The organism is Falsiroseomonas selenitidurans (assembly GCF_012103215.1).
Classification (GTDB): domain Bacteria; phylum Pseudomonadota; class Alphaproteobacteria; order Acetobacterales; family Acetobacteraceae; genus Falsiroseomonas; species Falsiroseomonas selenitidurans.
The window spans coordinates 37346-63230 of sequence record NZ_JAAVNE010000012.1 but is presented as its reverse complement, the minus strand read 5'-3'; the positions used below and the strand labels follow the sequence as shown (position 1 = coordinate 63230).

25 protein-coding genes are annotated in these 25885 nt (G+C 70.2%); 10 read left to right on the top strand and 15 right to left on the bottom strand.

Going from position 1 to position 25885, the window contains the following annotated elements:
• Positions 1-146: 146 nt before the first annotated feature.
• On the bottom strand, positions 147-1172 hold the full coding sequence (locus tag HEQ75_RS09630; protein WP_168029703.1) for a GlxA family transcriptional regulator: 1026 nt from the start codon (positions 1170-1172) through the stop codon (positions 147-149).
• 111 nt (positions 1173-1283) lie between these two features.
• Between HEQ75_RS09630 and HEQ75_RS09625 the strand changes: the two genes are divergently transcribed.
• Complete coding sequence (locus HEQ75_RS09625) at positions 1284-2675, top strand: hypothetical protein (protein WP_209318457.1); 1392 nt, start codon at positions 1284-1286, stop codon at positions 2673-2675.
• Here HEQ75_RS09625 and HEQ75_RS09620 read toward each other — a convergent pair.
• From HEQ75_RS09620 to HEQ75_RS09590, 7 genes are all read right to left on the bottom strand, one after another.
• The gene (locus HEQ75_RS09620; protein WP_168029701.1) at positions 2633-2971 is read right to left on the bottom strand and encodes a DUF4424 family protein; all 339 of its coding nucleotides are present in this window, start codon (positions 2969-2971) and stop codon (positions 2633-2635) included. The genes HEQ75_RS09625 and HEQ75_RS09620 overlap by 43 nt on opposite strands.
• Positions 2972-3027: 56 nt before the next feature.
• Positions 3028-3999, bottom strand: coding sequence for a hypothetical protein (locus HEQ75_RS09615; RefSeq protein ID WP_168029699.1), 972 nt, complete (start codon positions 3997-3999; stop codon positions 3028-3030).
• A gap of 273 nt (positions 4000-4272) precedes the next feature.
• Positions 4273-4782 carry a hypothetical protein gene (locus HEQ75_RS09610; protein ID WP_168029697.1) on the bottom strand — a complete coding sequence of 170 codons (510 nt, stop codon included), beginning with the start codon at positions 4780-4782 and terminating at the stop codon, positions 4273-4275.
• 492 nt (positions 4783-5274) lie between these two features.
• On the bottom strand, positions 5275-6891 hold the full coding sequence (locus HEQ75_RS09605) for a GMC family oxidoreductase (protein ID WP_168029695.1): 1617 nt from the start codon (positions 6889-6891) through the stop codon (positions 5275-5277).
• 237 nt (positions 6892-7128) lie between these two features.
• Positions 7129-7395: an alpha/beta fold hydrolase gene (locus HEQ75_RS09600; RefSeq protein ID WP_168029693.1), complete on the bottom strand. Its 267-nt coding sequence runs from the start codon at positions 7393-7395 to the stop codon at positions 7129-7131.
• Positions 7392-7634: a DUF1127 domain-containing protein gene (locus HEQ75_RS09595; protein ID WP_168029691.1), complete on the bottom strand. Its 243-nt coding sequence runs from the start codon at positions 7632-7634 to the stop codon at positions 7392-7394. The genes HEQ75_RS09600 and HEQ75_RS09595 overlap by 4 nt, the downstream gene beginning before the upstream one ends.
• Before the next feature lie 119 nt (positions 7635-7753).
• Positions 7754-10342, bottom strand: a complete 2589-nt coding sequence (locus HEQ75_RS09590; RefSeq protein ID WP_168029689.1) for an ATP-binding protein — start codon at positions 10340-10342, stop codon at positions 7754-7756.
• A gap of 490 nt (positions 10343-10832) precedes the next feature.
• Here HEQ75_RS09590 and HEQ75_RS09585 point away from each other — a divergent pair, with 490 nt between their 5' ends.
• From HEQ75_RS09585 to HEQ75_RS09560, 7 genes are all read left to right on the top strand, one after another.
• On the top strand, positions 10833-11474 hold the full coding sequence (locus HEQ75_RS09585; RefSeq protein ID WP_456237387.1) for an alpha/beta fold hydrolase: 642 nt from the start codon (positions 10833-10835) through the stop codon (positions 11472-11474).
• An 11-nt stretch (positions 11475-11485) separates the two neighbouring features.
• Complete coding sequence (locus tag HEQ75_RS29225; protein ID WP_456237386.1) at positions 11486-11668, top strand: alpha/beta hydrolase; 183 nt, start codon at positions 11486-11488, stop codon at positions 11666-11668.
• Positions 11669-11842: 174 nt separating this feature from the next.
• The gene (locus HEQ75_RS09580) at positions 11843-12634 is read left to right on the top strand and encodes an alpha/beta fold hydrolase (protein WP_168029687.1); all 792 of its coding nucleotides are present in this window, start codon (positions 11843-11845) and stop codon (positions 12632-12634) included.
• A gap of 190 nt (positions 12635-12824) precedes the next feature.
• Positions 12825-13577: a response regulator gene (locus HEQ75_RS09575; RefSeq protein WP_168029685.1), complete on the top strand. Its 753-nt coding sequence runs from the start codon at positions 12825-12827 to the stop codon at positions 13575-13577.
• Positions 13578-13621: 44 nt separating this feature from the next.
• Positions 13622-14563, top strand: coding sequence for a cytochrome-c peroxidase (locus HEQ75_RS09570; protein ID WP_209318456.1), 942 nt, complete (start codon positions 13622-13624; stop codon positions 14561-14563).
• Positions 14560-16941 (top strand): two-component system VirA-like sensor kinase, encoded by a 2382-nt coding sequence (locus HEQ75_RS09565; protein WP_168029681.1) that lies wholly within the window; start codon positions 14560-14562, stop codon positions 16939-16941. Before HEQ75_RS09570 ends, HEQ75_RS09565 begins: the two co-directional genes overlap by 4 nt.
• A 169-nt stretch (positions 16942-17110) precedes the next feature.
• Positions 17111-17581, top strand: coding sequence for a hypothetical protein (locus HEQ75_RS09560; RefSeq protein WP_168029679.1), 471 nt, complete (start codon positions 17111-17113; stop codon positions 17579-17581).
• Positions 17582-17892: 311 nt separating this feature from the next.
• Here the strand turns inward: HEQ75_RS09560 and HEQ75_RS09555 are convergent, their stop codons facing one another.
• The 4 genes from HEQ75_RS09555 to HEQ75_RS09540 are packed head-to-tail and all read right to left on the bottom strand — an operon-like array spanning position 17893 to position 21066.
• A complete protein-coding gene (locus HEQ75_RS09555; protein ID WP_168029677.1) occupies positions 17893-18705 on the bottom strand; it encodes an anti-sigma factor family protein in 813 nt (270 codons plus the stop codon).
• Between the two features lie 2 nt (positions 18706-18707).
• Positions 18708-19265 carry an RNA polymerase sigma factor gene (locus tag HEQ75_RS09550; RefSeq protein WP_235961448.1) on the bottom strand — a complete coding sequence of 186 codons (558 nt, stop codon included), beginning with the start codon at positions 19263-19265 and terminating at the stop codon, positions 18708-18710.
• Positions 19262-19645, bottom strand: coding sequence for a DUF305 domain-containing protein (locus HEQ75_RS09545; RefSeq protein WP_168029675.1), 384 nt, complete (start codon positions 19643-19645; stop codon positions 19262-19264). The genes HEQ75_RS09550 and HEQ75_RS09545 overlap by 4 nt, the downstream gene beginning before the upstream one ends.
• A complete protein-coding gene (locus HEQ75_RS09540) occupies positions 19642-21066 on the bottom strand; it encodes a YncE family protein (protein ID WP_209318455.1) in 1425 nt (474 codons plus the stop codon). Before HEQ75_RS09540 ends, HEQ75_RS09545 begins: the two co-directional genes overlap by 4 nt.
• A 125-nt stretch (positions 21067-21191) precedes the next feature.
• On the opposite strand from HEQ75_RS09540, the gene HEQ75_RS09535 reads away from it, so the two are divergent.
• Positions 21192-21437 (top strand): hypothetical protein, encoded by a 246-nt coding sequence (locus HEQ75_RS09535; RefSeq protein WP_168029671.1) that lies wholly within the window; start codon positions 21192-21194, stop codon positions 21435-21437.
• A gap of 163 nt (positions 21438-21600) precedes the next feature.
• Positions 21601-22575, top strand: a complete 975-nt coding sequence (locus HEQ75_RS09530) for a transposase (protein WP_328733496.1) — start codon at positions 21601-21603, stop codon at positions 22573-22575.
• Here HEQ75_RS09530 and HEQ75_RS09525 read toward each other — a convergent pair.
• The 3 genes from HEQ75_RS09525 to HEQ75_RS09515 form a co-directional block, all read right to left on the bottom strand.
• Positions 22478-23314 (bottom strand): formylglycine-generating enzyme family protein, encoded by an 837-nt coding sequence (locus HEQ75_RS09525; protein ID WP_209318454.1) that lies wholly within the window; start codon positions 23312-23314, stop codon positions 22478-22480. The genes HEQ75_RS09530 and HEQ75_RS09525 overlap by 98 nt on opposite strands.
• A gap of 112 nt (positions 23315-23426) precedes the next feature.
• Positions 23427-24908 (bottom strand): sulfatase-like hydrolase/transferase, encoded by a 1482-nt coding sequence (locus HEQ75_RS09520; protein WP_168029667.1) that lies wholly within the window; start codon positions 24906-24908, stop codon positions 23427-23429.
• A gap of 8 nt (positions 24909-24916) precedes the next feature.
• The gene (locus HEQ75_RS09515) at positions 24917-25885 is read right to left on the bottom strand and encodes a Bug family tripartite tricarboxylate transporter substrate binding protein (protein ID WP_168029665.1); all 969 of its coding nucleotides are present in this window, start codon (positions 25883-25885) and stop codon (positions 24917-24919) included.

Here is a 25885-nt window from a genome sequence, read left to right as displayed (position 1 = left end):
CCTGCGTTCGGCCACGGCCGGCCCCGCCTCGGCTGCCGCCGCTCGCAGCCTGCGCTTCGTCGAGCTTGGCCCGGGCCTGACATTCACCGACGTCAAGCAGCGCCTTCGGGCTCTCCGGGAGGCGCCAGTGTCTCCTGGTGGAGCGGTCAGGCAACCGCCACCCGGCGGAAACGCTGGCGATAGTGGTTCGGGGCGATGCCGGTGGCGCGCTTGAAGATCCGGCGGAACGCCGCGGGCTCCTGATAGCCGACCTCGTCGGCGATCGAATCGATCGGCGTGTCGGTTGTCTCCAGCATCTGCTTCGCCTCCTCGATGCGGAGCGACTGCACATAATCGAGCGGTAGGTAACCGGTTGCGGCCTTGAAGCGGCGCATGAAGGTGCGTGACGCCAGACCGGCGACCTGCGCCATGCCCGCCACCGGATGGGCGCAGGCATAGTTCTGCGCGATCCAGTCCTGCGCCGCGGCGATCGCCGCATCGTCATGCTGGGGCGGTCGAACGCGCGCGGCAAAGGGGAGTTGGCCGTCGCTGCGGTCGCCGAACAGGAACAGCTTGGCGGTACGCCGCGCCTCCTCCTCGCCGCAGAAACGGGCCACGAGGTAGAGCGCGAGGTCGGTCCAGGACGCCGAGGCACCAGAGGTCACAAGCCGGTGGCCCGCGCCCGTCGCCACCAGAACGCGCTCGGGGTGCAGGCGCACGGCTGGATACCGGCTGCGGATCTGATCGGCAGCCGCCCAATGGCAGGTCGCGTCCTCCCCATCGAGCAACCCCGCCTCGGCCAGCACCAGCGAGCCGGTGCAGACCGAGCAGATCAGCGCGCCCTGCGCATGCTGACGCCGCAGCCAGGCCACGGCGTCCGGCCACAGCCCACGCGTATCCTGGTGCCGCCCGATCGCAAGGTCCCCGACGATGACGATGTCGGCCCGCTTCGCCTGCGCGAAGCTGATGTCGGGCGTGATCGGCAGACCGACCACGTTGCGGAAGGTCACCGCGTCCTGCGCCACGATCCGTGGCACGAAGCGCCGTGGGCCCGACGGCCAGCCGGTCATCATCTCCCAGCCCGAGCCGACGAAGGAGAACACCTCGTAGAAGCCGTTCAGCACGCCGGTTGAGATCTCGGGCATTGCCACGAGGCAGACCGACAGCCGGGCAGGGGCATAGGGCGCGATCATCGCGAGAGGCTGGCATATTTGGACCGTTTTCGTCCATTCCTTGCCTGACGCTTGGCCGATCCCGTGTGCGATCCGAGGCGCATCGCAACGCGAACGGATCGGAGATCCCCCATGCTCGACACCACAAGACGCAAGCTCCAGGGCGCCACGCTGCTCAGCGCCGGCACGGTGCTCGGCGGCCTCGGCTTCGCCCGGGGAGAGAGCCTGACGGCCAAGGGCCGCATCCTGCTCAATTCCCTCGATCCGCGGCTGCGCGGGCTGGTCGAGGCCGCGTCCTTTCCGCTGATCGAGGCGATCCACGGCCGCCGCTCTCGCCGGTTCGCGAAGGGCGCCTCGATCCCCGCGGGGCCGCTGGCCTTCACCTCGCGCCACGCCCCCGCGCCGCTCGATCCGCTTGAGCAGATGCTGCTCATCGCCACCACGGCCGGCAATACCGGCTGGGCTGAGCTGTTCGCGCATCATCCCGGCTATGCGCCCCGGATGCCGAACTACACCACCGCGGCGGGCGGCCGCAGCTTTCCCTCCTCGGCAGGTTTCAACACCTCGGAATTCTTCTTCACTGACGACACGGGCGTGTATTTCCTGCCGACGCGGGGCATGTCGCCGCTGCCGAGCTCCGGCGGCACCGACCTGCGCGCCTGGCTCGACGCGCATCGCGCCCGGATCGTGAAGCTGGCCGAAGGGCGGCTCAACATTCCCGCCGAGATGCCGCACATGGAAGGGCACAATACCTGGTGCGCGAACGTGCCCGGCTCCACGCTGGTGTTTCCCGTGGCGGATCTCGCGCAGCATGTGATCCTGCTCCTGCTCTACCTCGTGCAGAACGGCACCGGCATCTATGACAATGTGAACCGGCGCCAGATCCCGGGGCTCGAGCGCTACGCGCACCGGATGAACCTCGAAGCCGCCTATCCAATGACCTTCCTGGAACAGACCGCGCTGACCGACGTGTCGGTGGAGATGGGCACGGCCTGTTATGCAGGGGCGCTGATGCTCCAGGCGCTCGGCCTCGGTGGGTGGCTGTACACCGGGCTGAACCCGTTCACCGTCCTGGGCGCGAGCGGCGATCCGGCCGTGCCTGGCCTCGGCTTCCGCTTCGAGATGCTGGAAGGCAATCCGCTACCCCACTTCACCGGCCTGCCAGGCGTTTTCGAGGCTCATGTTCCGCCGCACCATGCGAGCATGCGCTCGGCAGTCGAAGCGGCGGTGGCGCGCAAGTTCGGCGCGGGCGGGCCGTTCGACCCGAAGCTGGGCGGACCCTATCGGGAGAACGCGGTCGTTCGTTCTGGAGCCGCCGCGATCGATGCCGAGGCGGTCGAGATCACCACGCTGATGGCGCAGTATGTCTTCGAGACCTTTGGCCGCTTCCCGGCAACAGTGCCGGCCGTGTTCCTCAAAACCTACCTGCAGGCGCACCGGCTCGACACCGACTTCTACGATCGGCACTTCGCTCCGGGCGCCTATCTGAGGACCCACGCCGAGCACGACCGCAACTGGAGCTGAAATTGCCGGGGTGAATCGCGGGACCCGGTGCGAAGGATTGCACCGGGTTCCGCAGCCGGGCTGTGCACGGCATCCGGCAACGGGAAGGCGACCAGCGTCTCGATGCCGCGGCTGGCGGTGTTGGCGAAGACGGGGCTTGCCCTGACCTGCTCACGGCTGAGCAACAGCGCCTGCCGATCGGGCCGGATCGCCTTCGAGTGTACCAAGGTGAGCCCGCCGCTGCCGATGGCGGCCGCGCTGTCGTTCGCGCCGGCGGGCCCGACGACCGCCAGGCTTAGACCCGCCGCCATGATCATGCGGAGGAGGGACACAGGTGGGTTTCAGGCGAAGCTTTGCGCAGAGGCCACCCGTCTCAGAACCCGGCACATCGCGACAGGGCGCGCCAGGCTGCGCCGGAGCCATTGAGCGCGTAGCGAAGACGCACGCCGCCCGGAAGGCTCACCTCGAACTCCCGCGCGCTGGCGAAAGCATCCGAGGAGCCAGGCTCGTTGGGCGGATCCAACAGCGTGGCTGAGCCATTGCCGTCGGCGATGGCGGGCTGGGCCTGATCCACCTCAAATCCCCAGGGCACGACCGGGATCTCGCCGCGCATCCCCAACAGGGCGGCGGCGCCGAAGCGCAGGCCGGTATCCGCGATGTTCTGGTTGTCCGGGCTCGGCGTCGCGGCGAAGAAGGCCAGGGTGCCGCCATCCGGGTAGCGACGTTCCACCTCGCAGCGCCAGCGCCCGCCACCCTCCAGCCGCGACAGGGTCCAGGGCCCGATCGCGCGCGAGGAGACGACGCGCATGCCGGCCGTCGCGCCGCCCGGTGCCGGCGGCGCGCTTGCCGCCGGGGCCCGTGCGCCCTCCGCCGCTGGCAGGTTCTGATGGGCGGCCGGCCGCGCGCCAACCCGCCAAGCGCAGACCCGGATCACCTCCGGCCGCCCCCAGCAGGCACCATCGCGCCGCACATTGGCCACGCCCGGCGGCTCGCCGCTGGCGCTGTCCTCAAAGGAGGCGCGGCCCAGTTGGCCGTCGGACCCGACGAGCACCCGGGCGACCCGGCTGCCGAGCGTGACGGTGAAGTCACCGCTCGGATCGGCCTCGAACTCGCAGGTACCGTTGATGAGGGTGCGGCCCTCCACCTGCACCAGGCAGTCGGCCGGCCGTGCCGCCGCAAGGCCTGGCAGCAGAACGCCCGCGCCAAGCGCGGCCCCCATGATGATGCGACGCATGATCATCCTTCCTTGAGGCAAGACCTGACCGACGGAGCGGCGCCGGGCGGCACCCCCGTGGCGCGGCAGAATCGCAGCGTTGCGCCTGTTGTCTCGGACCGGTCGGCGCATCTGTTCCGGCGACGCGGCTTGCGGTGGGTGGTCGAGGTCATCGCAGATACCGCTTCTGGCCGGACGGCGTGAGGTCGTAGCGGCCGCCGCGGTCGACACAGGGGACCGGCGGCGCGCATCTTTGGGCCTGGGGGCGCGGCCCAGGCACTCGAGACGGGCGGCAGGGGTGGGCAGGCTGTTGCAGCCCGGGTCGAAGGGGTCGCCCGGCGGCGGCCGCGCCCCCGCGCATCGCAGGCGCGCGGCCGAGGGGCATCCGCCCCTTGATCGGCGGTCTCATCGCCGGCCCATGGCGCAGTGGGCGCCGTTCTCGACCTCGACGAGGATGTCCTGCATCGGGGCGTTGCCCAACGCGTCTGTCGGGCGACGATTCGCCGCCTCCAGCTTGGTCCGGCCTCGGATCCGCAGCACCGGGCCGATGCTCCGGCCATCGATCCGGGCGCTGACTCGCTGCCCGTTGGTGATGGCGTCGAGGCGGAGGGTGCCGCCGGGCGTGTCCACCAGCCGCAGCATGAGCGGGCCGGCTGCCGCCACGGCCGGCGTGCTGATGGTGTCGACGTGGCTGCGACCCCTGGAGATCCGCATCGGCCCGGCGCTGATACGCGCGGCGCAGCGGTTGAAGCGGCGGTTGGCGCTGTTGCGGAGGATCTGCGCGGCGCCCTTCTGGCCCTGCTGCGCCCGGCGGTACTGCGTGGCGGCGGGGCTGGGCGGAACGACAAGGCCGCATGCCACCGCGGCTGTCCACAAGCCGCGCACGGGGCGGGCCTGGAGAAGCGGGATGGTCAAGATGCGTTCCTCCTCGCCAGGTAGGCCGGTTTGCATCGAGGGCCCGCCCGTGAGCCGCCAAGCGTCCGCAGGATGTCAGACCTGATGCGGCGCCTCAATACCTGGAATCCGTCTCAGGAGCCGCCTGCAAGCATCCGGGTCAGAACGAAGCGCCAGCAGGACAACCCGACGCGAGCAGCCCGACCCGTTCAACAGCGTGCCCCTCTCGGCGGCACGGCGGAAGGCGCACCGCTCGCCAACCCCGACGACCTTTTCGGCGGCGAGGGGGTAGCACCGGGCCGCCTACCAGGTGTGCCCGCGCGACCTAAGGTGGCGCATTGGCAGGCTCATTCATTCAGATCGTCCCGTCTCGTCCCGCTGAACATGGCGTCCGGTTGGTTGTGCAGCGGGCATCCCCTTCTGGAGGGCAGCGGGGCGTGATGCCCCGCTGCGATCCGGCCGGTGCCGTCCCGGCGAGCTGGTCGCCGACCCCGTTGCCTCCGCCGGCGGCGGCTACAGCCCGTGCGACTGCCGGATCATCGCTGCGGCCCGCTCGCCGATAATGGCGCAGGGAGCCTGCGTGTTGCCGGTGGTCACACGCGGCATGATCGAGCCGTCCGCCACGCGCAGGCCCTCCACGCCATAGACCTTGAGCGTGCCGTCCACGACCGACATGTCATCCCGCCCCATCTTGGCCGTGCAGCTCTGGTGCCAGTAGGTGACGGCGGCATCGCGGATGTAGGTATCGAGCGCCTCTCCCTTCAGCGCGCCCGGCATGGCTTCGCCGCGCACGAAGGGGCGGAAGGCCTGCGCATTGCCCAGCGCGCGGCAGAGCTCAATGCAGGCGCGCGCCGTCGTCACATCCCCCGGATCGGACAGGAAGTTGGCATCCACGGCGATGGGCGCCAGCGGATCCGAACCTTGCAGGCGCAGGCGCCCGCGGCTGATGGGCTGCGCGAGCCCCGCGAACATCGTCCAGCCATGCTCCGGCACACCGCGCATTGCCGTGCGGTCGCTCGGCACCGGGAACTCGACCTGGCAGAACAGCAGGTCCGGCGCATCGAGGTCTGGCCGGCTTTTCCAGTACAGGGTCGCCTCGCTGCCATTGTTGCGGGGCGCGATCGGCGCGGCATAGTCCCAGGTGCAGCCGAAGGAGACATGGTCCTGGAAGTTCCGGCCCACGCCCGGCAGGTGGTGCCGCAGCGCAATGCCGACCCGACCGAGTTCCTCGCGGTCACCGATGCCGGAGTGCATCAGCACCTTCGGCGTCTGGATCGCACCCAGCGACAGCACGACCTCGGCGCTGGCGCCTATGATCGTGACCTGCCCGTCGCGGATGTATTCCACGCCGGTCGCCCGGCGGCCTTCGAAGACGACGCGGCGCACCAGAGCGCCGGTCAGCACGGTCAGGTTCGGCCGGTCGAGCCAGGGGCGGAGATAGGCCCGGTACAGCGAGTGGCGGCGGCCGTCGCGGACCAGCATGTCGCTGATGGCCGCACCGCCCTTGCCCTCCATCATGCGGCCGTTCGGATGCTCGAAGGTGGGGATGCCGATCTCGCTCGCGGCGTCGAGCATCGCGCATGCGATCGGGCTCGGATCGGCAGCCGGCTGCACCCAGACAGGGCCACCCGTGCCGCGGAACTGCGGGTCGGGGATGCCCTGCCAGTTCTCGATGCGGCGGTAGATGTCGAGGACGTTCTCGTAGCCCCAGGCCGCATCGCCGGCCTCGGAGGCGAAGAAGTCCCAGTCGCTGCGATGCCCGCGCGCCCAGACCATCACGTTGATGCTCGACCCGCCGCCCAGCCCCCTGCCCATCGACAGGGGAAGCTGGCGTCCGTTCAGGTGCGGATTCGGCTCCGCCGTGAAACCCCAGTCCCGCTCGCTGCCGAGATTGGTCGGCCACAGTGCCGGGTCGAGCACGGCCTCCGCCTCGTCGCTGCCGCCGGCTTCCAGCAGCAGCACCTTCACCGCCGGATTCTCCGCCAGCCGTCGCGCGAGCACCGAGCCGGAGGCGCCGGCGCCGCAGACGATGAAGTCATAGTGCGGCCGCAGCCTGGCTGCGAGCCGCGCCTGGTTGTCACGGGCCCGCAGGGAGAAATCGTGGTCTTCGGAAGAAGCAACATCGCTCATGGTTCTGGCTTCCCTTTATGGAACGATCAGCACGTGCCGGCCCGGGGCGATCTGCCGCTGCGTGGCATGTCGCGGTGGCCGGCGCTGGTTCGGGAAATGCGGGGCCTGCATTGCCGGCCGATGTCGCGGTGCCGGCCGGACGGTTGCAGCCGTAGCCGAAGGCCGCTGCCGCCTTCGACGAGTGCGCCGACAGCGCAGGCCCATTGTGGGAGGAGCGGCGTGACGGCGCGCGTCAGTTCAGCGCGATGCGCCGAACGCCGCCTGCCGCAGGAAGGTGTGCAGGTGATCCACGACCAGCTGCGGCGCCTCGAGCGACGCGATGTGGCCGACGCCCGGCAGCAGGACCAACGGGCAGGCAAGCGCCGTGGCCATGCGTCGTGCCTCGTCCGTGCTGCGCGGCATGTCGACCATGGGCGAGCCGTCCACCTCCACCACGTGCAGGCGTTCGGCGTTGTCGGTCGGCGCCGCGCCTTGACCGGGAAAAGTCGGCCGCATGGCGATCACTCGCGCCTGCCGCGGCGCGCGGCCCGGGCCAGTTCGCTCCGCCTCACGCCGATGTCGGCCAGCAGGTGGTCGCTCCTCGCGGCAAGCTCCGCCTCGGCGATGCGTGCGCGTTGATGGCGCACGACCCATGACCAAAGCTGGCGGGCGAGACGCGGCAGCGCTGCATCGGGTCGGCGGCTCTGGATGGATGAAATCAGGTCAGGCGTGGCGCTCAATGACCTGGGATGCGGGATGTGCATGAGGAGACCTCCGTGTGCCGCGCCCTCGGGGGCGCAGTGGAGGCATCGCCGCGCGGTGTCGCAGCCGAATGTCCGAAGCGGGTACTTCCGCTACGGCTGAAACACGGCGTCGGCCCGCATCAAGGGCGGGACGCGATGGTGAAGGCCTCCGCCACGATCTCCTCCTCATCCATGTCGGCACCGCGCGCCACCATCTGCTCCAATTCACCCGGACTCCATCGGCGAAGCAGCACCGCCAGCAGCCGATCATGGACCGCCTGGGAGCCGAAGCTGCGCAGGATGCCGCGCCGCGCGTGATGGGACTGGACATAGCCGAGAAGCCGCCCTGCCGTGGCCAGGCTGCCCTCAAGCGCCGCGATCAGCGCCAGCCTCTCGAGGTTCGCCGCCACCTCGTGTGGCAGCTGCATGAGCCGGGCCGCGACAAGCCTTTCCGCGATGATCGGCCGCGCCCGGGCGATGTCGCCTTCCGCCAGTTGATAGGATGCAACGGCCCCGGCGATATGCTGCACCCAGGCGGAGCGCGCCTGCACCGGCTCCAGGGAGGCCACTGCCTCCTGCGCGACCGCGATGGCCTCGCCCATCTGCCCAGCCGCGCAGTGAAGCTCTGCGATGCTCCCCTTCGTCAGGGCGATGTCGCGCGGGCTGCGGAGGCGCCGGGCGATCGAGAGGGCCTCCTCCAGCTCCGCACGCGCCGCCTCGGGCTCGCAGCCGCGCAGCCGGAACATGGCCCTGGCCCTGAGGCAGGAGACGAGGGCTTTGCTCACCCTCTCGCTGCGCAGCAGGCCCTCGGCCTCGTCGAGCAGCGGCCCGGCGGCGCCGAGATTGCCGGCAAGGATGTGCTGCCACGCCTGACGCCAAAGTGCCCGTCCGAGATCGACCCGGCTGCCGGCGGCACGGAACAGCGCGGCCGCCCGGCGCGCAGCGTCCAGCGCCTCGGCGCCCCTGGGGGCGACCCACCCGCAGCGACCGAGCCACAAGCGGCCCGCGACGTCTGGGGGCGTCGTCTCGTCGATCCGGGAAATCGCCAAGTCAAACCAGTTGTGCAATTCGCCGGTCAGGGAGAGTTCGGTCCATACATGCTCGGTGAGGCTGGCAAGCTCGATGCCGAGCCGCGTGTTGCCATTCGGCCCGAAGGCCCAGGCCAGGCTCACCCGGAGGTTCTCCATTTCTGGCGCATAGATCGCGAACCAGTCCTCATCGGGCATGAACAGCCAATCTGCCTCCGCCCGGTCGTAGGCCTTGACCAGCCAGCGCACCATGATGCCCCGAGCCTCCTGGAGCTCGGGCGCGGAAAGCCGCTGGGCAGCATAGTAGCGTGTCGAGGAAAGCAGCCGATAACGCGCCTGCACCCCTGTCAGGTCTGCCTGGACCAGCGACTTGTCCACCAGCGAAGCAATCAGGCCGCAAACCGCGTCCTCGCCGGCTGCGCAGCCCGCCAGGAAGGCGGCGGAGCCTGCCGTCCAGGTGCTGCCGAACACGGAGAGCCGCAGCAGGAGCGCGCGCTCCAGCGGCTCCAGCAGGTCAATGCTCCAGTCGATCGTGGACCGGAGCGTCTGCTGCCGCGGCAGTGCTGTTCGGCGCCCGGTCGTGAGCAGGCCGAAGTGCCGCTCCAGCCGCTTGCGAAGCTCCGCCAGGGTCATCGCCTGCAACGCCGGCGCGGCCAGCTCGATGGCGAGCGGGATGCCGTCCAGCCGCTCGCAGATCCGCACGATTTCGGCGGCGTCGGCATCGCTTGGCTCGAAGGTGCCAAGCGCGGCGCGGGCGCGCTCGACAAAGAGGTCGCTGGCTGGGTAGTCCGCAAGCCGCTCGGCCGTGATCGCGGCATCGGGTGCCGCGGCGCCGAGAGGCTGCAGCCGGTGCAGCAACTCGCCCTCGGCGCGGAGCGGCTCGCGGCTGGTCGCAAGCATCACGATGCCGGGGCAGCTTCGCAGGATCGCCTCGACGGCGTCGGCGGCGGCGCGCAGGAGGTGCTCGCAGCCATCGAGCACGAGCAGCCCTTGCCGTGCGGCCAGCGCGGCGATGACGACGCGCAGCGCGTCGCCGCCGCCGACATCGACGCCCAGTGCGGAGGCGATCGTCGCCGCCACGAGGCGAGGGTCCTCCACCGGGGCGAGATCGGCGAACCATGCCTCATCCGCATGGGAGCGGCGGATGCGGTCCGCGGCGGCGAGGATGAGCCTGGTCTTGCCCACACCGCCCGCTCCCACGACCGTGACAAGGCGTGATTGGCGCAGGCCTGCTTCCAGCCGATCGAGGTCGGCGTCGCGGCCAATGAGCTTCGTCAGCGGGCGTGGCAGATCCCCCGGCCATGGCGCGGCGGCCGGCGGGCTCGGCGCCGCTGCCGGGGGTGAGGGCCGCAGCGAGGCGGCCGGCCAGGGCTGCTCCCCGGCCTCGCCGGCAATCTCGGTTACGGGCGCGACGAACCGGTATCCGCGCCCGGACAGGGTGGCGATGATGCCGCTGCCGAGCAGCTTGCGCAGGCCGGCGACATGAACGGTCAGGTTGCCCTCCTCAACGATGCGGCCGGGCCAGACCAGCTCCAGGATCTCGTCCTTCGAGACGACACGGTCACGCCGCTCGACCAGGGCGAGGAGCAGGTCGAAGGCGCGCCCGCGGATCGGGACCTCGCGGTCCTCGGCAGCGAGGATGCGGCGGTCCGGGACCAGGCGAAAGCGCCCGAAGGCGAAGGCTTTCGCGGTCTCGGCCATAGCGACGCGCCCTCCCTTTGGAAAAATTTGCAATTCTTTGCTCGGCATCGGCATGCGCTCGCCGCCATCATCCCGTTTGGACCAGGACTATAGCCGATGGCCGTGGCCGACCCAGCCCACCCGGCGGGCGAAGTGGCGAGGCGCGCCCCGCCACGGACGGGCCTTCGGCGCCCCGCAAAATTTGGATCTTTTTGGCGGCACGACAAGGACGCCGGGGCGGCAGCGCGGGATCCTGCGAGGGCGATCAACGCCCGGCTTTCGCCCTCCCGCAGAAGGGAACCTCGCCATGCCAACCAGACGTCGCGACACCGTCGCCGGTGCCGACACGGCTCCCACCCGTGCCCTCACGAAGAATTCCACCACGGGCCCGGCGCCGAGACGCCGCCAGGTCATCGAACTGGGTGCGGCCGCGATGCTAGCTCTCGGCAGCCTGCCGCGCATGGCAGGCGCCCAGACCAACACGAACACAACCCCGGAAGGACCATCCACCATGCCCACCGTGTCGACCCGCGACGGCGTCGAGATCTTCTACAAGGACTGGGGCCCGCGCGACGCCCAGCCCATCATGTTCCACCACGGCTGGCCGCTCTCCTCCGACGACTGGGACGCGCAGCTGCTGTTCTTCGTGCAGAACGGCTATCGCGTGGTCGCGCATGACCGGCGCGGCCATGGCCGCTCGGCCCAGGTCTCGGACGGCCACGACATGGACCACTATGCGGCGGATGCCTTCGCCGTGGCCGAGCATCTCGACCTTCGCAACGCGGTCCATATCGGCCACTCCACGGGCGGCGGCGAAGTCGCCCGCTATGTGGCGAAGCACGGCCAGCCGGCCGGACGCGTCGCGAAGGCGGTGCTGGTCTCGGCGGTGCCGCCGATCATGCTGAAGACCGCCGCCTATCCTGGCGGCCTGCCGCTGGAGGTGTTCGACGGCTTCCGCAAGGCGCTGGCCGCCAATCGCGCGCAGTTCTTCCGCGATGTGCCGGCGGGGCCGTTCTACGGCTTCAACCGTCCCGATGCCACGGTGCATGAGGGCGTGATCCAGAACTGGTGGCGCCAGGGCATGATGGGCAGCGCCAAGGCGCATTACGATGGCATCAAGGCGTTCTCGGAGACCGACCAGACGAGGACCTGAAGGCCATCACGGTGCCGACGCTGGTGATGCATGGCGAGGACGACCAGATCGTGCCGATCGACAACTCGGCGCGGCTTGCGGTCACGCTGCTGAAGAACGGCGCGCTGAAGACCTATCCCGGCTTCTCGCACGGCATGCTGACGGTGAACGCCGAGGTGCTCAACCGCGACCTGCTGGCCTTCGTGCGGGGCTGAGCCTCGGCCGAGCCGCGCCGGGGCGAGGGTCCCGGCGCTTCCGCCCGGACCGCTCGAAAGATTCGGATTCCTTTGGCGGCGCGACAGGGATTTCGGGCCGCTGGAGCGTGATCTTCCCGACCGCTGTTGAAGACAGCCCGCCTGCCTTCCAACTCTCGCACAGGAGCATTACCCATGCCTGCCACCCGTCGCGACCTCTTCGCCTCCGCCGCCGCGGCCACCATCGCCGGCGCCGCCCAGGCGCAGCCCGCCACCCAGGGGGCCGGCGCGCGGCCGGTCCGCAACGTCGTGCTCGTGCATGGCGCCTTCGCCGATGGCTCCGGCTGGCGCGGCGTCTATGACGAGCTGACGTCCCGTGGCTATCGCGTCAGCATCGTCCAGAACCCGCTCACCTCTCTGGCCGACGACGTCGCCGCCACGCGCCGCATCCTCGACCGGCAGGATGGGCCCACCATCCTCGTCGGCCACAGCTGGGGCGGCACGGTCATCACCGAGGCGGGCGTGCATCCGAAGGTGGCGGGCCTCGTCTATGTCTCGGCCCTCTCGCCCGATGCCGGGGAAACCACGGCCCAGCAGTATGAAGGCTTCGTCACGCCGCCTGAATTCGTCCTCGATGTCGCGGGCGACGGCTTCGGCTTCATCAAGTCCGAGAACTTCAAGGCCGGCTTCGCCGCCGACACCAGTGACGCCGAGGCGGCCTTCATGCGCGACTCCCAGGTGCCGATCGCCATGTCCGCCTTCGGCACGAAGCTGACCCAGGCAGCCTGGCGCGGCCTCCCGAGCTGGGCCGTGATCGCAACCGACGACAAGGCCTTCGACCAGCGCATGCTGCGCCACATGGCGAGCCGCATCGGCGCCAAGGTCACCGAGGTCCCGGCGAGCCACGCGGTCTTCATGACGCAGCCGAAGGTGGTGGCGGGCGTGATCGAAGACGCGGCGCGGCAGGCATCGCGCGCCGCTCTCTGACGGCGCAACCGACCCCGGGACCGTCAGCGCCGCCCGGCGCTGACGGCCGGCCGCGTGTGCCCCGCTGGCCTGCGCGACGCCTCCCGGTGGCGCAGCCGTTCGATGCGATAGGCAGGCGTGCCTCCTCCGCCGGCGCGGTCCCTTCCGTCACCGGTGCCGATCACCGCAGAGCCCGCTGGGAACACTGACGATGTTGCCGACCTTCCAGGACCAGCCCGCCAGCTCCGGATCACCGCCCTGGTCGCCCCGGGTTCTCGTCGTGGACGACGACCCCGACATGCGCCGCATGGTCGTGGATTTCCTGCTCGACAACGGTCTCCGCGCGACGGGCGTCGTCGAACGCCAGGACGTCGAGCGTCAACTCGCGCGGGATGATCTGGCGATGATCCTGCTGGACCTGCGCCTTGGCGCGCAGAGCGGGCTGGACCTTCTGCGCGACATCCGCGCCCGTTCCGATCTTCCGGTGATCATCATCACCGGCGAGCGGCGGGAGGAGGTGGACCGCGTCATCGGCCTGGAACTGGGCGCCGACGACTACGTCACAAAGCCCTTCAGCCCGCGCGAATTGCTGGCGCGCATTCGCGCGGTGCTGCGCCGCCAGGCGGTGAACCCCGGCCCGCGCCGCGAGGCGGTTCGGCACCGTTTCGAGGGCTGGGTCCTGGACCGCCGCATCAGGCGCCTGACCGCCCCGGACGGAGCGGAGGTGCGCCTCACGAAGGGTGAATTCGCGCTGCTCTCGGCCTTCCTCGACGCGCCCCGGCGGCCCCTTTCGCGCGAGAATCTGCTGCAGGCGACGCGCATGCATGAGGACGTCTTCGATCGCAGCATCGACGTGCAGGTGCTGCGGCTGCGGCGCAAGCTTGACGCCGACCGCGCGCCCAGCATGATCCGCACCGAGCGCGGCATCGGCTATGTGTTCGACGTCACCGTCGAACGAATCTGATGCGTGGTGCGGCTGGCAGGGTCGGCGGCGCCAGGTGGTGGCGGGTGGCGATTCCGCTCCTGGCGCTGGCCGCCGCGGCTTTCCTGTGGAACCCGATGGAGAAGAGGACGGTTCAGCCCCCGCCCCATGTCACGGCTGCGCTGGACTGGCAGCATCCGATCGGCATCCTGCGCCCCCTGGCGGTGGATGAGCGCCGGCGTGCGCTGGGTGAGCGCCTGTTCGCCGATACGCGCCTGTCGGGTGACGGCTCTCGCTCCTGCGCGTCCTGCCACGATCTGCGAACCAATGGCGCCACCCGGAACTGGCGCGACATCGGGCTGGATGGAGGACGTTTGCCGCTGAACACGGCCACCGTCTTCAACGCCGCGCTCAATTTCCGGCTCGGTTGGCAGGGTGGTGCGCGCAGCTTGGAAGAAAAGGCCGAAGCCCTGCTGCGCAACCCCGCCATCATGGGGTCAAGCCCCGAGACGGTGCTGGCGCGCCTGGGGCAAGATCCGTCCCTGGTCGCCGCCTTCCGCGGTGCCTATGGCCGCCCACCCGACAGGGACGCCCTGCTGGATGCGCTTGCCACCTTCCAGCGAAGCCTCCTCACCCCTGGCAGCCGCTTCGATCGGTGGCTCGCCGGCGAGGCCGACGCGATCACGCAGGAGGAACAGGAAGGCTACGCGCTGTTCCGCGGCATCGGCTGCGTGGCCTGCCACCAGGGGGTGAATGTCGGTGGCAACCTGTTCCAGCGGCACGGGATTTTTCACGCGCTTGCAAGGCCGGAGCCGGAGGTTCTGCGCGTGCCAAGCCTGCGCAACGTCGCTGTGACCGCGCCCTATTTCCACGACGGCAGCGCGGCCACGCTGGAGGGAGCGGTACGCGGCATGGGGCTCGCTCAGCTGAATCTCGTGCTGGACGGCGGGCAGGTCGCGTTGATCGTCGCCTTCCTGCGCACGCTGACGGGAAACTACCGCGGCATCCCGCTTGCCCCGCCGCCATGAAGGCCGGCATCGCCGCCGGCGTGGCGGCCGCGCTGCTCCTTCTCACCTGGCTGCTGCTGCGCGGCCTCGCCGTGGACCAGCGGCCTTTCGACACGGCGATGCAGTTGCTGGACGAGGTGGAGTTGGCCGAGGCCATGATCCGGCGCGACCTGCTCTCCGCCCGCGCCGGATTGCTGCGCGACTATGACCCGCTGGTGCGCGCGGGGCGCCAGGTCGAAGCCGCCGTCGCGCGGCTGCGCGCGTTCACGACGCCGGAGCAGGCGGACCGGCTGGAGGCCTGGCGCCTGCGACAGGAAAGGCTGGTCGAGGCCAGCAAGAGCGACAATGCGCTGCTGCGGAACTCCCTGGCGCAGGTTGGCCGCCTGACCGTCCGCCTCTCCGCCCCGCCCGGGGGCGGCGTGCCAGTCGCGGAGGCTGGCCGTCTCGGCTCGGCGATCCTGCACCTGACGCTCGACACCTCGGCTCTGGTGCTGGACGAGGTGCGACGAGGCCTTGCCGATCTGCAACTGCAGGCGGTTCCGGAGAGTGAGCGTGGCCCGGCCGCTGCCCTGCTTGCGCATGGCGCGCTGCTTCAGGACCTGCTGCCGCGCGTGGACGGGTTGCTCCGCGACCTCCAATCCCATGCGAGCGCGCCGGTCCGTGAAGCGATCGCCGCCGAGGTCGAGGTCCGGCGCGAGGCGGCGGAGGCCGCCGCACGTCGCTACCGGCTGCTGCTCTATGCCAGCGCGGTGCTGCTGCTCGGCGGCTTGCTGCTGCTGGGCATGCGGCTAAGCGCCCGGGCGCTCGCGATGCGGCGCCACGCTGCCTTCGAGCATATGCTGGCCCGCCTCTCGGCCCGGCTGATTGGCACCGGCCTGAGCGAGGCGGAGGCGGGCGTCAGCCATGCGTTGGAGGAGATCGCCCAACGCCTCGGCGCACAGCGTGCCTACCTGGCGACCGCCGGCCAGGCAGGTTCGGCGCATGTCCCCGCCGCGCATGTCTGGACGACCGATGGCGCCACGCCGCCGGAAGGCTGGCCGGAGGCCGTGCTTGCACTGGCCAACCGCCATCCACCTTCGCCGCAAGGGACGATCCGCCTGCCGCCCGGACACCCGGATCTGCGCGACATCCCCGGTGGCCTGCATGCCTGGATGGCGGCGGTGCGCCGGACGGAGGACGGGGTCGCCGTCCTGCTTGGCTGCGACCTGACCCGCCCCAGCCGCCTGCCGTCGGAGCAGGAGCTGGGCTCGCTGGGCCTCGCGCTCGATGCCGTCCTCAATCTCATCACGCGCAGCCGTCTGGAGGCGGAGCGCTCGCGCCTGGCCGCGCAGGATGCGCGGTCACGCCAGATGGAGATGCTCGGCACTTTCGCCAGCGGCATCGCCCATAACTTCAACAATATCATCGGCGCCATTCTGGGCTTCACCGAAATGGCGCAGGCGGGGTCCTCCGGCGCTCGGCTCGCGGATATCCGCCGTGCCGCGGAACGCGCCCGCGACCTGGCGTCGGACATCCTCGCATTCGGCGGGCGGCAGCCAACGCCACAGGGCGAGGTGGAGGTTGAAGCCCTGCTTGCCGAGACGGAGGCGCTGCTGCGCGTCATGCTTCCGCCTGATGTGCGGTTGACGGTTGGACTCCCGTCGGAAAGCGTCATGGTTTCGGGCGATGCGACGCGGATCCAGCAGGTGATTGTGAATCTCTGCCGCAACGCGGCCCAGGCCATGGAGGGACCTGGCGAGGTGGTGATCGAGGTCGAGCGGCGCGCCCTTCACGAAAAGCGCGCGCTCCGGCTGGGCGAGCTGCGGCCCGATCACTACCTCATCATCCGCGTCAGCGACACGGGGCCGGGCATGGACGCCACCACACTCGGCCGCATCTTCGAGCCCTTCTTCACCACGCGCCGGGCCGGCCACGGTCTCGGCCTTGCGACGGCGGGAGAGATCGTGCTCGCGCACGGAGGGGGCATGGCGGTGCGTAGTACCCCGGGGCAGGGAAGCTGTTTTGAAGTGTGGCTGCCGCGTGCCGTCGCGGCGGAGGCCATGCGTCGCGAGATGCCGCGCGGCGAAGGCGAGGCCGTGCTGGTTCTCTACGACGATGACCGGCTGCATCGCGAGGAGGAGCTGCTCGCCGTCCTCGGCTATGAGCCGCATGGCTTCCGTGCTGTCACCTCGGCGCTCGCCGCATTGCATGCGGTGCCGCGACGCTTTGACGCTGCATTGCTGCCGGAGGGGAGTGCGGAAATCGCCCGGAAGGTTCGCCGTGTGGCGCCTGCCCTGCCCATCATTCTCGCGGCCACGACGCCCGTCAGCGGCTTTGACTGCATCGGCTGGCCGCTCGCTTCCGACGAGCTGGCGACGGCGCTGCGCCGATGCCTGGCGCGGCCGACCCTTCCGGCCTGACGCAGCTGCGGCCGCCGCCCGAACGCGCTCGCCTTCAGCCGAAGCAACGCCGTACCGCCATCCTGCTCACCCGGCTTGGTGTTGCGGCGGTAACGCAGCAGCGCGCATCTGACATCAATGAGTCGCGCGTTGCGACCATTCTCCTTGCATCACCAACGAGGAGGTCGTCATGCACGACATCATCTGCCGAGTCGCCGCGCACAAGGACGTTTCTTGGCGCGCCGGAATGCGTCGCAGCTCGCGTCTTGCGCTGGCCGCCATCGGGTTCGGGCTATTGCCGGCCCTGGCGGCGGCGCAGCCCTACTACCCGCGCATCGTCGAAAGCGGCGAGAACAGTACCATCGACTACGGGCCGGGACCGCTCGGCAACATCGTCGGTGGCGGCCGCGTGGTCGTTACCGGCAGTGGCGAGGACACGACGCTCACCCATCTCGATCCGCAGCTTGCGCAGCGCCCACGCGTCGGGATGGTGCCGGTTGCCGTGGGAAGCGGTGAAGACTTCACGACGGTCTGGGTGCCCGCGGCGACTGATTGGCTGCAGATGGCGCTGATCGGCGGTGACGGCTCGCTACTCGAGACGACGTCGCCCGGCACGCCGATCCGAACCGCATCCCGCAGAATCGAGCCGTCGCGGGAGTAGCAGGCGAGCTGGCAGCGGAGGGCGCTTGAAGACGCCTTCCGCTGCAGCAGGACCAGGAGCCGATTGCCGCGTTCGGCAACGAGGTGCATGGGACAGCAGATGGCTCCGCCTGTTGTTTCCGCCCACAGAGAGTTGCGCGCGCGGTTCCTACCGCCTCCAGCTGGCGCGCGCGGTTGCCGAAGGGCGGCAGGACGGTCTCGGCCCGCACCGCCCAGGCCCGGCCCGACGGCGAGAGGACGAGCCTCGCGACATGGGACAGCCTCCGTGGGAGCAAGCGGTTTCGTTGATTCTGGTGACGCAGGCCGCGCCGGTCACAACGCCTGGGACTGGGCCACCTGCCGATGCACACTCTCGGCCACACGCTGCAGCGCGACCCGCTCCAGCCCCTCGGCGGCAACCGCGAAGCCGAAGCCCCGATCCACCCACCAGAAGGCGGTGATGCCCTGCGCCGGAACCTCGGCGACACGGAACTCGGTGCCCGCGCCGCCGGCCCGGTCGGCGCGGAGATAGACTGTCACGCGCTCGGCGCCGGGGCCGGCATACATGAGCTGGGCCGCCGGATCGCCCGCTGCACCCGGCAGCAGTCGCCCGCCCAGCAGGCGATAGCCGAGCGGCGCCAGATCGGGCGCCTCCAACGGCCGGCCGAGGCGGTGCGACAGCCAGCCCACCAGCTGCGCCTCCTGCGCCGCCGCGACCTCGACGGGACGCAGCGCGTCGGCGGCGAAGACACGATGCGCCGACAGCGCTTCAGCCACCATCGGCCGCGTCGCGGTGACCGTGGCGCCCTGCGGCACCAGCAGCCCATGCCCAACCCAGCCCAGCCCGCCGCCGATCACCAACCACGCCGCCACGGCGGCGACCCGGCGGATGCCGTGCAGCCGGGCCTGGCGCCGCGCCGCCAGCAGGTGGGCGACGCGCAGCCGCGCCGGAACCGGTTCCGCCTGCCCTTCGCCCAGTGCGGCACGCAGCGCGTGGCGCTGTGCCGCCATCGCCCGGAACCGCGCGGCAGTCTCCGGGTTTTCGGCGAACCAGGCTTCCACAAGCGCCTGTCGCTGCTGGCCCAGACGGCCATCGACCCAGCCCTGCAGGTCATCCTCGCCTACCGGCAGGGGGCCGCCGTTCACTGTCACTTCACTCTCCGCAACGGGGGTTTGGCGAGGTCGGCGCGGCTGTCGCCGGCGATCAGGCGGCGCAATCTTTCGCGCCCGCGTGCCAGCCGCGACATCACGGTCCCGACCGGCACGCCGGTGAGCTTTGCCGCGACATCGTAGGAAAAATCCTCGACGCCGACCAGCAACAGGACAATGCGCTGATCCTCGGGCAGCGCTTCGAGGGCGATCAGCGCATCGCGCCAGACCAGGCGATGCTCGGCCACGTGATCGGCGGTTGGATCGGCAATCTGGAAACCCTCATCGCCCTGCTCGTCCAGCGGCAGCACATGGCCGCGGCGGGAGGCGCTGCGCCGCCCCATCCGAAACAGATTGTGCAGGATCGCGAACAGCCAGGCTTTCGCATCGGTTTCGTGGCGGCGGAACTGCCAGCTTGAAATCGCGTGCTCCAGGCAATCCTGCACCAGGTCATCGGCGGCCGTGCGATCGCGCAACAGCGCCCAGGCGAAGCGGCGGAGGGCCGGGATATGCGGCTCGATCAAGGCCGCCATTGCGCGCTCGCCGCCGGCCATCATCGCGCAGGGGCGCTCCCGCGCGTGCCGCCCAGGGCCGGGAATTCGTCGCCCGGGCGGCGCAGTGCCGCGAGGCGGGCCTGCATCGCCGCGACTTCGACGGTCTGCCCTGCCATGATCTCCTCTGCCAGCCGGCGCGTCAGCGGATCCCGGCCGTGCAGCAGCAGCAGCCGCGCCATTTCGATCGCGCCTTCATGGTGGGGCGCCATCATGGCGAGGAAATCCTGATCCGGATCACCGGTGGGTGGCGCGGCATGCATGTCCACCATCATACGCTCCATGGCCGCGGACATCGCTCGCGCGAATGGGTCGGCCGCATCAGCCCATGACTGGGCACCGCCGATCGGCCCATGATGATGATGCGCATGCGCCGTATCGGTCATGCCGTGACGCTCCTGGCGCCGGGACGGATGAAGACGAGGTTGATGCCCTTCTTGTTCCGCAGCCCGCCCGATGGCAACGCCAGATCACCAAGCATCACCCGGTCGACGAAGCGCGGCCGGAAGGGATCCGTCACATCGAGCACCGTGCACAGCGTCTGCCCGGCGCCAGGCGTGCCCGGCAGCTCATCCTGCTCATGCACGACGAACAGCCGGGTGCCGGCGGGATCGAGCCACAGCCCGTGCGCTTCCCGCCCGCCGGTCGCGATCTCGCCCACGACCCGGCGTTGCCCGAGCGGTGCCGAGCGGTCGATGATGGCGAGCTTGGACGATGCGCCGCCGCCCGGCCCCGCGCCGTCGTCGATCCGGCCGAGGCTGGCATAGACCGCGCGGCCTTGGGCATTCTCGACGAATTCCACGTGGTTGGGCCGCGCCAGAGCCCCGAGCGGGATGGTCTCCGCGATGGCCCGGCCATCGGCCGGGAGCACGGAGAGCGAGTCCGCCAGCTTGTGGCTGATCCAGAATTCGCGCCCATCCGGGCTGAGCTTCAGGAAGGGGCTGAATCCGAAGCGGTCCTGCGCGTTGACATCGAGCCGTGCGCTGCGCCGCGCCGTGCTGAAGCCCGACGCATCGTAGGTGACGTCCAGCAGGTCGATCAGGGAGGCTTTCTGGCTGATGACCACGGCGCGGCTGCCATCGGCCGAGAACCAGGCATGCGCCGGGCCGGGCATGGTGTCGACGAAGCCCCGGATGGCGTGCCCGGGAGGACCGCCGGCACTTTCCTCCCGTGCCTTCTGGACGTCGAGCACCGCGATGCGGTCCTCGCCGCGCACGGTCACCCACAGTTCCCGCCCGTTGCGGGTGAAGGTCGGCTCGTGGGGCTCGCGACCCACGAAGACGCCGCTGGTCAGGCGGTCGGGGTTGGTCTGCGCGGAGGCCTGAGGATTGGGCCGGTTGCCGATGATGCGTCGCGTCGCTGTATCGATGAGGTAGAGGTTGCTGGTGCCGCGCCCGGTGGTGGCGACCAGTGTGGAATCCGGGTTTGGCACCGCGCCGTGGATCGAGATGGCGCCGTGATAAAGCGGCTTCTGCACCATGGCGCCATGCGTCGGCATGAAGCCGCCGGTCACGAAGCGGAACGGAGGGCGGCGATCCTCATCGAAGGAGGTGAGATTGACGCTGGTCTGCACCACGAGGCGCACCGGGTCGATGACCACAAGCGTGTTGCTGTCCTCGCAGCAGATCCAGACGCCGTCGCCCATGGATCCCGCGGCGGCTGAGGCATGGCCGTGTGTCGGCTGTGCGGCGGGCGCGGGCTGCCCCCGGGCGGGCGCGGCGGCCATGGTTCCCAAAGCGGCGACCAGGCCCGTGGCCAGTGTCAACGCATCGCGCCGGGACGTGGGAGGGGTGGGGGTCTGGGTCACGCGGGCGCTCCTGTCAGGCATCGACCCGAACTCGGGCGATACGGCTTGGAAGTGAGATGCCGAGAACGCCGGTTTATTCCCAGGCTCTGAAAAAAAGCGCGCCTGGCGGGTGCGAGGGTGACCAGATGCTCGACCTCGGACCTGGCGATGGCCGCTTCAGCCGCGCAGCCGACGGAGGCCCCATGATTGGAGCGTTTCGCACCATCCTGCTCGAGATCGTCAGCCTGTTCGTCCACAATGGCACGCCGGCTTTGGCACTGGTCGTCTGGTGCGCGCCCGTCGGGCCCCCGGTGCTGGCCCTTTCCGGTGGGACGATGGCAACTGCAGGCGCCACACTAATGGCCGGCTCGGCGGCGTGGACAAGCTGGTGAACCAGGGATTTCCAGCCGGAGGCGCGCGTGATTCCAGGCTGGTCTCTGGCATGGAGATCGGCGTTGAATCGTGGTCTGCTGGCGGACGAGGCGTGGTCCTGCTTCGAACCTGGTGGTGTCTGCCAGCCCGCTCGGCCGCCGGCCTGCCCGCGACCACAGGCGCGTGCTGGACGTCATCTTCAGGATCGCGCGCACCGGCGCGCCGTGGCGTGACCTGCCGGCCGAACTCGGCAACTGGAACTTGGTGCTGCGCCAGTTCCGGCGCTGGACCGCATCCGGCCTGTGGGACGTGACGCTGGAAGCCTTGGCCGATGGCGGCGGCGCCGACCTCCTCCCGATTCCTGCAGATGATCGACAGCACCGGCATCCGGGCGCACCACTGCGCCGCCGGCGGAAGGCGGGGACGCCTCAAGCGGGTCTGGGCCGCGCGCGAGGCGGCTTCACGAGCAAGCTCCACATCCACGGCAACGCGCACGGCCTGCCCATCGCCCTGCACGTGACCGCCGGGCAGGAAGCCGACTGCTCGAAAGACGATGCGCTGATGGAGGCGCGCGACGGCGACCCCGGCATCATGCTCGCCAACAAGGACGACGACAGCGAGCCGATCCGGCAGGACCTGCGCGGCCGCGGCGCCGCGCCGGAGAACCCGACCAGGCGGAACCGCCGTGTCCTGCACTGCGTCAGCCGCCCCCTCCACGCGCTGCGCTGCACATCGAGTGCTTCATCAACCGCCTCAAGAACAGCCGCCGCGTCGCCACCTGCTACGTTCAGACTGCCGACAGCTTCCTCGACTTCGCCGTGCTGTCCTCCATCCGTCCATGAATCAGATTTGTCCACGCAACCTGGTTCCAAGCCTCTGGCCGGGCGAATTCCTTGGCCAGACACCGCGCTGGTGCTGCAAGGATCGAGCGCGGCCAACTCGATAGAGCGGCAAACCAGAACAGGCGGGACGTTCGCGTCAGATGAGGCGCTTGCGTTCCAGGTTTCCATGACCAGCGAAGCGGCACATGTTCTCGATGCGGGCAGTTCGCTGAAGGCCGCTACGGGTCATGCGCAAGGCGGAACCCGGTATGCCCCGCCGAGGTATCCGGGCTGCGGCCAGAGCGCGCGGCGATGCGATATCGGTAGCAGTAGCTGATGTGGCACAGGTAGGAGCCACCTTTCATCACCCGCTCCCGCTCCGCTGCCGCAGCCTGATTGCGCTGCTTCGCCGCGGCCGAGATGGAGCGAATGCGGAAGGGGTCGGCGCACCATTCCCAAACGTTTCCACAGGTGTTGAACAGCCCATGGCCGTTCGGCCGATAGGCATCCACGGGGGCGGTGCCGAGGAAGCCGTCGGACAGGGTGTTCTGGGTCGGAAAGTGCCCCTGCCAGATGTTGCACAGCGCGTTGCCGTCATCCGGTTCCGTCGCACCCCAGGGGAAGCGTGCGGCATCATCGCCTCCCTTCGCCGCATGTTCCCACTCGGCCTCGCTCGGCAGGCGGCCGCCAGCCCAGGCGGCGAAGGCGTTGGCATCGTTCCAGGCGATATGGGTGGCCGGGTGGTCCAGCCGGTCGGCGATGGAGGAGCCCGGCCCTTCCGGCGCAGCCCAGTAGGCCCCCTGTACCTGGCGCCACCAGGGCGTCCCTTCCGGGCTGGGCGCCTGCACCCCCGGTGCCAGGAAGCTGTGGAAGACATAGGACCAGCCGTACCGCTCGGCTTCCGTCTGGTAGCCAGTGGCGCCGACAAAGGCGGCGAAGCGGCGGTTGCTGACGGCATGCACGTCGATCCGGAAGGGGCGCAGGGTAACGCGCCGCGCCGGCCCTTCGCCATCCGCACGGAAGACGGGCGCGTCAGTGCCGACGGTGACCGTGCCGCCCGGGATGGCCACCGTCATGGCCAGGTCGCCGCCGCCCGCCACCGGCAGCGCCGGGGCCGGCCCAGACGGTAGTCCCGATGAGCGACCCGCTATCGGCAGGCAGCAGGCTTTCGGCGGGGCCTCCACGCACCTAGCCCCCGGGTGTTCCCACCACGACATCCGCCCCGGCCTGCGGCGGCGGCGGGAAGTGGAAGCCGCGCTGGCCGGACAGGCCCCGATTGGTCTGGCCCTGGAACGGCCTGGCCGGGGTGCCGACCAGCTTGCCGTCGCGGATCCAGCCGGTATCGACGCCCCAGGCATCCGCCACCAGCGCCGCCTCCAGCTTCGCCCGCACCTCGGCCAGCGCCAGTTCGCCGGCGCGGTCCTGCATCTCCTGCGGGTCCTCCTGCAGGTCGAAAAGCTGGATCATGTTGCCGTTGGGGTACCAGATCAGCTTGTGCCGCCCATCGGTCGCCATGCGGGTGGCAGAGGCATCGTCGCGGCAGGCCGCCGTCAGCACCTTCCGCTTCGCCTCGCCGATCATCGAAAGCCCCTCCATCGGCGCGGCGGAGGTGACGCCGGCAAAGTCCAGCAGGGTCGGCATCACATCTGCCAACTGCACCAGCCGGCGATCCACGCTGCCCGGCCTGGTGCGGGCATCGCCTGCCGGGCCGAGCAGGATGGTCGGCACCCGGGCGCTGTCCTCGTAGAAGATGCGCTTGGCCCAGAGGCCATGCGTGCCCAGCATGTCGCCATGATCGGCGGTGAACAGCACCACCGTATTGTCCAGCAGCCCCTCCTCCCGCAGCGTGCCGAGCACCAGGCGGAATTGGTGGTCGATATGGGTGCAGAGCGCCATGAAGGCGCGCTGGATGCCGCGCAGATGGTGCGGCTTCACATGCGCCCAGTAGTCGGTGATGGAGCGCAGCGCGTAGGGCAGGGCGGCCTCGTCCCTGGCCCAATCGGCGATGGGCGGCACCGGCGGCTCGGCATCGCGATAGATGTCGAGATAGGCCTGAAGCGGTGCCAGCGGCGGATGCGGCGCGGTGTAGGACAGGTGCCAGAAGCCGGGCCGCGTCGGGTCGCGCCGCTTGATCTCGCGGCACATCTTCCAGGTGGTCCAGTTGGTCACATGGCAAGGCTCCGGCAGGTGGAAGGGCCGCCAGAGATAGTCGTTGTTGTTCATGCCATGGTTGAAGCCCTGGCCCGGAAAGCCCTGGTCGGCCAGGTACAGGTCGTAGTCGTCATAGCCGCCGAGATGCGGCCGGCCTTCCTCCGCCAGATGGACATCGTCGAAGCCGATGCGGTCGCGCGGCGGATAGACATGCAGCTTGCCGACTGCCGTCGTCTGGTAGCCGGCGGCGCCGAGCGTCGCGGCCAGGGTCGGGCTGTCCGGCATCCGCGCCACCGGATCGAAGCTGCGGTCGCCATGGATGCGCGCGGTATTGCCCGTCATCATGGTGCGCCGCGCCGGAATGCAGATCGGGCATTCGGAATAGGTGTTCGGGAAACACACGCCATTGCGCGCCAGCTGGTCCAGCGTCGGTGTCAGCACGGTGGGATGGCCGGCGTAACCCATCAGGGAGGCCGGCCACTGGTCCACCGTGACCAGCATGATGTTCGGGCGCTTCATGGCCTCGCTCACTCCACCCGCGCTCCGCTGGCCTGCACCACCGGCCCCAGCTTGGCGCGTTCCGCCGCGATGAAGGCGACGAAGTCCTGCGCCGAGCCGCCCTTCAGCGGCAGGCCGAGCTGGCGGGCGCGTTCCAGCACCCCGGGATCGGCAACGGCGGTGTTGTAGGCGGCGTTGAGGCGCGTGATCGCCTCGGCCGGCGTGCCGCGTGGCGCCACCACCCCGTGCCAGGAGAGGAAGTTGTAGGTGGCCACCCCCGCCTCCGCCACCGTCGGCAGGTCCGGCGTGAAGGGGGACCGGCTGGGGCCGGTGACGGCCAACGCCCGCACCTGGCCCTGGGTCACGGCAGGCAGCAGCGTGCCGTCGACCAGCAGGTCGACATTGCCGCCGATCAGGTCGACCTGCGCCGGGGCGCTGCCGCGATAGGGCACATGCGTCATCTGCACATTCGCCAGCGACATCAGCATCTGCGTCGCCAGGTGGCCCGCCGTGCCATTGCCCGGCGTCGCGAAGGTCAGCGCATTCGGCCGCGCGCGGGCTGCCGCCAGCAGGCTGGAGAGGTTCTGGTGAGGCGACTGCCGCGGCACACCGACCAGCAGCGAGACCTCCGTCAGGCGGATGATCGGCGCGAAGCTGTCCGGGTCGAAGGGCAGGCGCGCGAAGAGATGCGGCGCGATGGCCAGGATGCCGATATCGGCGAAGAGCACGGTATAGCCATCCGCCGCGGCGCGGGAGGCGATGCCGGCGCCGATGGTGCCGCCACCGCCGCCGCGATTGTCGATGACCAGCGGCTGGCCGATCTGCCGTTCCACCACGGGGGCCAGCAGCCGCGCCAGGATGTCGTTGTTGCCGCCGGGCGGATAGGGCACCACCACGGTCACGGGCCGCTCCGGCCAGGCGGCCTGGGCGGGCGGGGCGATGAAGGGCGCGGCGAGCAATCCGGCACCCAGCAGCGTCAGAAGCCTGCGAGCGATCAT

Coding starts and splice junctions, on each gene's coding strand:
- HEQ75_RS09630 (WP_168029703.1), bottom strand. CDS start 1,172: ATGATCGCGCCCTATGCCCCTGCCCGGCTGTCGGTCTGCCTCGTGGCA.
- HEQ75_RS09625 (WP_209318457.1), top strand. CDS start 1,284: ATGCTCGACACCACAAGACGCAAGCTCCAGGGCGCCACGCTGCTCAGC.
- HEQ75_RS09620 (WP_168029701.1), bottom strand. CDS start 2,971: ATGATCATGGCGGCGGGTCTAAGCCTGGCGGTCGTCGGGCCCGCCGGC.
- HEQ75_RS09615 (WP_168029699.1), bottom strand. CDS start 3,999: ATGCGCCGACCGGTCCGAGACAACAGGCGCAACGCTGCGATTCTGCCG.
- HEQ75_RS09605 (WP_168029695.1), bottom strand. CDS start 6,891: ATGAGCGATGTTGCTTCTTCCGAAGACCACGATTTCTCCCTGCGGGCC.
- HEQ75_RS09595 (WP_168029691.1), bottom strand. CDS start 7,634: ATGCACATCCCGCATCCCAGGTCATTGAGCGCCACGCCTGACCTGATT.
- HEQ75_RS09590 (WP_168029689.1), bottom strand. CDS start 10,342: ATGGCCGAGACCGCGAAAGCCTTCGCCTTCGGGCGCTTTCGCCTGGTC.
- HEQ75_RS09585 (WP_456237387.1), top strand. CDS start 10,833: ATGCCCACCGTGTCGACCCGCGACGGCGTCGAGATCTTCTACAAGGAC.
- HEQ75_RS09580 (WP_168029687.1), top strand. CDS start 11,843: ATGCCTGCCACCCGTCGCGACCTCTTCGCCTCCGCCGCCGCGGCCACC.
- HEQ75_RS09575 (WP_168029685.1), top strand. CDS start 12,825: ATGTTGCCGACCTTCCAGGACCAGCCCGCCAGCTCCGGATCACCGCCC.
- HEQ75_RS09565 (WP_168029681.1), top strand. CDS start 14,560: ATGAAGGCCGGCATCGCCGCCGGCGTGGCGGCCGCGCTGCTCCTTCTC.
- HEQ75_RS09560 (WP_168029679.1), top strand. CDS start 17,111: ATGCACGACATCATCTGCCGAGTCGCCGCGCACAAGGACGTTTCTTGG.
- HEQ75_RS09550 (WP_235961448.1), bottom strand. CDS start 19,265: ATGATGGCCGGCGGCGAGCGCGCAATGGCGGCCTTGATCGAGCCGCAT.
- HEQ75_RS09545 (WP_168029675.1), bottom strand. CDS start 19,645: ATGACCGATACGGCGCATGCGCATCATCATCATGGGCCGATCGGCGGT.
- HEQ75_RS09535 (WP_168029671.1), top strand. CDS start 21,192: ATGCTCGACCTCGGACCTGGCGATGGCCGCTTCAGCCGCGCAGCCGAC.
- HEQ75_RS09525 (WP_209318454.1), bottom strand. CDS start 23,314: ATGACGGTGGCCATCCCGGGCGGCACGGTCACCGTCGGCACTGACGCG.
- HEQ75_RS09520 (WP_168029667.1), bottom strand. CDS start 24,908: ATGAAGCGCCCGAACATCATGCTGGTCACGGTGGACCAGTGGCCGGCC.
- HEQ75_RS09515 (WP_168029665.1), bottom strand. CDS start 25,885: ATGATCGCTCGCAGGCTTCTGACGCTGCTGGGTGCCGGATTGCTCGCC.